Raw genomic sequence first — 4310 nt, 5'->3', positions numbered from 1 at the left:
ATCTTTTCCAATCATTAGCTTATAGTTTTGAATATAAAAACAATCATCGGGTTCAATACCTGCACTTATATCTTTTCGCTTAAAGGTAGTTGAACCTAAAGACTCCCAATTGAGATCGAGTTCATCTAGCAAGGCTTTCACTAAATCTCCAATAATTACCTTACATCGCTCATGTTCTGGTAATGGAGCCATAATTTCTAACGTTCCTTGGCTGTATGCTACTCGACTCCTGCGATGCTCTCCTAACTCATTGAGAATTGCTTCAAATACTTGCCAACTCACATCTTCCAGAATTATTCTTTGCCCTGGTGGAACTCGAATTTGTTTGAGTTGAAGAGTAACCATAGGATGTTAGTTGTTAAATAATTTCATTTTTACTCAAATTTGATATCAGTGGTGATGTTGAGGATAGTATTCATGCTGTTTTTATCAAGATTATTTTATCTCAAGAGGTTCATGTGGATGAAACTCAAGACATACATTATTTGGTTTATGACTATTAGGATATATGAATATTTTAATTTCTAATTTGCCCTTCTGCCAACCTTTACCATCAACTTTAAGAACCTGACAATCTCTGACAGCATTTAGTTTAATTTCACTAAAGGGTATGGACTCGTTTCCAGCAGATATACTGCCAAACAAACTACCAACTGAATCATTATTAATTTGAGTTTTATATGTACAAATTTCCTGACGCCATTTTTTGATAAATTGTCGTATAACTAACTCTCTTAGTTTACTTACTTTATAAGTATCATTCTCAAATAAAATGACATCATCTCCACAGTCTAGAGGAATAAATTTATTTTTCATACCAATATCTATACTGACAATTAAAAGTTGCCAGTCTATACTTACTACTAAATTATATTGGGGTTTTATTAACAGTAAGTTAGTATAAATACTGAATAATTAACTATAAAGAAACAATCTGAGTAGCATCAAGCGATCACTCAACAACATTATTCTTTAAAATCTCACTCAAATACGCAGAGTTCTCTTTGCATTTTTGCGCCTTCGCGTAAGATTATCATTTTATAAATTCGGCGGAATACAAACATCTGGCGCACATAAACCTATAAATTCTAACGTCGTCACCTCAAGCGTATTCAAATCTACGCGGCGGATGGCATGATTATTAGTATCAGCAATATATAAATGTAAACTCAAAACACTCAATCCCGAAGGTTCAAAAAACCGAGTGCTTTTACCCTGGCCATCTTGTAACCCAGCAGAACCATCTCCTAAAATTGTTTGACAATTCCCTGTACTGGGATTCACCAATTTAATTTTGTGATTATAAGTATCTGCTACCCACAGATAATTTTGAGTATATTCCACTCCTAAACAGTGCTGCAAACGAACATCTTCACCTTGTCCATCTACATCGCCAAAACCAAATAAACCCCCGCTACCGCAAACAGTTCGCACTTGATAGGGTTCTACAATTCCTACACCACGAATTGAACTAACTTCACTGTCAGCAATATATAATTCATTCCCATCGGCGCTTATACCGCTAGGTTGAGCAAAGGCAGATTCAGTAAGTAAACCATCAACGCAAGCTTCTGCGCCAGTACCAGCATAAGTTTTGATGATGCTAGTTTCTAAATCCATTTCCCAAATTTGATGAGGCCCAGCCATTGCAATAAACAAGGTATTTCCCACTTTGACTAAATCCCAAGGAGAATTTAGCGCAGTTTCTAAACCAGCGCCGCCATGAGGATGGATATTGCGGCTTTGTTCACCTGTTCCTGCGATCGCTTCCACTACTTGACGCTTCAAATCAACTCGCCGCAGGGTATGATTTTCTGTATCAGCAACATAAAGAATTTGATTTTCAGCATCATAAGCCATTCCCTGTGGTGCAAAAAATTGCGCTTCGTTAAAAGCACCATCAGTTAAGCCAGATTTTCCAGTACCAATCAAGTGTAAAATTTCGCCGTCGAAACTACTCATAATCAGGCGATGATGTCCAGAATCAGCGATGAATAAACCCATTGGAGTAGCTAGAACTTTACCAGGAAAAGCTAGAGGTGTAATTAATGGTTGATGCTGTTTTTCTAAAGTCAAGCTAAGTTCTTGAAAATTAATTGTCCCTTTGTCTTGATGTTGCTGAATTAACTTTTGAATCAACTCATCCAAAGTGTCACGGTTTCCTTCACCAGAAATCTGACCAATCACGTAACCTTCTGGATCAATAATTATTAAAGTAGGCCAAGCACGTACAGCATACTCTTCCCAAATCCGAAAATCTTTGTCAACTACAACTGGATGTTCAATGTCGTAGCGCAGGATAGCTTGGCGAATATTTTCTGTTTCTTTTTCGTTGTCAAATTTGGCAGAGTGAACGCCGATAATAGTAAGGCTATCTTTATATTTCTGTTCTAAATATTTTAGGTTTGGCAGAATATGCAGACAATTGATGCAACAGTATGTCCAAAAGTCTAAAATTACAACCCTACCCTTGAACCCTTTAAGAGACAAGGGTTTATCGGTGTTGAGCCAAGAATAATTTTGCGGTAATTCCGGTGCTCTGACACGAGGAATCATAAAGTATACTTTGCTTTTAGAGGATGTTTATACCAATTTTCTGAAATAGACCGATGAAAAATAATGATACAGCGTTTTGCAACTACATGAGGTATACCCCTGCTCAACCCTCCCCAAATCATCGGGGAGGGTGCGCGATAGCGCGGGTAGGGTATTGTTGTACCTCACCAAGTTGAAATCTGTTGTATTTAAGCAGTAAATATGAAGTCAGAAACACGAAATGTATTATTACAAGCTTACGTAGAATTGCAAGAGATCATTGATAAGTTGTACGAAGCTCATGACAGAGCAATAGCAAACAATGATTTTGATGATGCTAGCTTGCTGGCTAGTAGAGCAGATAAACTTTATGAAGAAGCAGAAAATTTGGAAATTGTGATTTCAGAACAGGAGCAGAGATGAAAACAATTGAAGAATTAAGAACTCGTATTAAGGAACTCAGTAAAGAAGCTGTTGAACTCAGGCAAAAAGCATCCCAAGTGTATTTAACTAATCAAGAGCAAGCCAAACAGTTTAGGCAACAGGCAAGAGAAGCTAGCAAGCGCTGCCAAGTATTGATACAAGAGTTAAAACGTCAACAAATTTAAAGTTAAAAACTGGCTAGCTTTGATAACTGCCAGTTTTTAACTTTATATATAGAATGTTCTCGCTAATGAGGGTATTTTTGATTTTACCTGTGCTTTTATGTTACCAAAAATACTTTTCAAACATTCTCTTAAATCAGAACTTTTTCGGTCAAAGACTTATGCGTAGCTTGCTTCCTGGTAGAGATACGGTAAATACGCAGAGGTTTAATAAATAATAATTTTTTCTACGAATTTACGAAATCATCTACCTTAGCTCGGGGAGACTCATCCGGTTCTACTCAAGCAGTATTCTTAAAACCTTGGTTCCCATCGCCACCTCTGATCAGAGGTGTTACCAGTACCGCTAAATCCCGATAGTTCACACTCAAGAAGTTTCAATGGCCTATTAAGTATGCCAGGATCACCAGATACATCAATGCATTTGTTGGATAATCCATTTCTGATAAATCCTGCACCAATGTATTCCCACCTCTGATCTGTGGGTTGACCAGAGCTGCTAAATCCAGATAGTTCGCAATCAGAAAGTATTAATTGCGTATCATTAGCTATGCCAGGATCACCAGATACATCCATGCATCTGTTGGATAATTTATTTCTGATAAAGCCTCCACGAATAAACTCCCATTTCTGATCTGTGATTCTACCAGAACTGCTAATTCCAGATAGTTCGCAATCAAAAATTCTCAGTGTCGCACCATTGTTTGTGGCAGGATCTCCAGCTACATCAATGCACTTGTTTGATAGTTCGTTTCTTATAAAGATTCCCCCTACTTGTGCAATAGCATTTTGATTTTCTATAATGCAAGTTATTCCCCATAATAGCGAGCCGACGAAGCCAACTGCGATCGCTGTACACTTTTTTGAATTACGTTTCACAAGTTTTTCCCCTTGAGCGTTAAATTGATTTTGTTTCACAATGCTTTTGTTCTGGCAGATCAACTTACGCCATGTGCAACTTATACTCAAAACTAACCCCCCGGCCCCCAAGCCTTGTAAGGAATGGGGAGAACTACAGCAGATTTCAAGTTTATGAGCTAGAAAAATACTCCACCCGCGCACTCGCGCGCCCCCCCCAATACATCGGGGAGGGTTGGGTAAATATTGGTATCAACTTAAGCTAAAATCTTCTGACTTCAGAATATTAAGTTGCACATTGCGTAAATTTAA

6 protein-coding genes are annotated in these 4310 nt (G+C 37.8%); 2 read left to right on the top strand and 4 right to left on the bottom strand.

All coding sequences use genetic code 11. The features are described from left to right. The 3 genes from VE944_RS08875 to VE944_RS08865 form a co-directional block, all read right to left on the bottom strand. A partial coding sequence (locus tag VE944_RS08875; protein WP_324975331.1) for a Uma2 family endonuclease occupies positions 1–345 on the bottom strand: 345 nt, incomplete at its 3' end. A gap of 90 nt (positions 346–435) precedes the next feature. Next, positions 436–816 (bottom strand): KGK domain-containing protein, encoded by a 381-nt coding sequence (locus VE944_RS08870; RefSeq protein WP_324975328.1) that lies wholly within the window; start codon positions 814–816, stop codon positions 436–438. Positions 817–1038: 222 nt separating this feature from the next. Further along, positions 1039–2556, bottom strand: a complete 1518-nt coding sequence (locus VE944_RS08865; protein ID WP_324975325.1) for a thioredoxin-like domain-containing protein — start codon at positions 2554–2556, stop codon at positions 1039–1041. Positions 2557–2757: 201 nt separating this feature from the next. Here VE944_RS08865 and VE944_RS08860 point away from each other — a divergent pair, with 201 nt between their 5' ends. Then, positions 2758–2958 (top strand): hypothetical protein, encoded by a 201-nt coding sequence (locus tag VE944_RS08860; RefSeq protein ID WP_324975322.1) that lies wholly within the window; start codon positions 2758–2760, stop codon positions 2956–2958. Beyond that, positions 2955–3143, top strand: a complete 189-nt coding sequence (locus VE944_RS08855) for a hypothetical protein (RefSeq protein ID WP_324975320.1) — start codon at positions 2955–2957, stop codon at positions 3141–3143. The genes VE944_RS08860 and VE944_RS08855 overlap by 4 nt, the downstream gene beginning before the upstream one ends. 291 nt (positions 3144–3434) lie before the next feature. Here VE944_RS08855 and VE944_RS08850 read toward each other — a convergent pair whose 3' ends face one another. Further along, a complete protein-coding gene (locus tag VE944_RS08850) occupies positions 3435–4058 on the bottom strand; it encodes an RICIN domain-containing protein (protein WP_324975318.1) in 624 nt (207 codons plus the stop codon). Between the last annotated feature and the right edge of the window lie 252 nt (positions 4059–4310).

The organism is Nostoc sp. (genome assembly GCF_035638895.1).
Taxonomy (GTDB): domain Bacteria; phylum Cyanobacteriota; class Cyanobacteriia; order Cyanobacteriales; family Nostocaceae; genus Nostoc.
Note: the sequence above shows the minus strand (reverse complement) of the source record. Positions and strands in the feature narration are given on the sequence as shown.

Excerpts from the sequence above, each read along its gene's own strand:
- VE944_RS08870 (WP_324975328.1), bottom strand. The coding sequence starts at position 816 with ATGAAAAATAAATTTATTCCTCTAGACTGTGGAGATGATGTCATTTTA.
- VE944_RS08865 (WP_324975325.1), bottom strand. The coding sequence starts at position 2,556 with ATGATTCCTCGTGTCAGAGCACCGGAATTACCGCAAAATTATTCTTGG.
- VE944_RS08860 (WP_324975322.1), top strand. The coding sequence starts at position 2,758 with ATGAAGTCAGAAACACGAAATGTATTATTACAAGCTTACGTAGAATTG.
- VE944_RS08855 (WP_324975320.1), top strand. The coding sequence starts at position 2,955 with ATGAAAACAATTGAAGAATTAAGAACTCGTATTAAGGAACTCAGTAAA.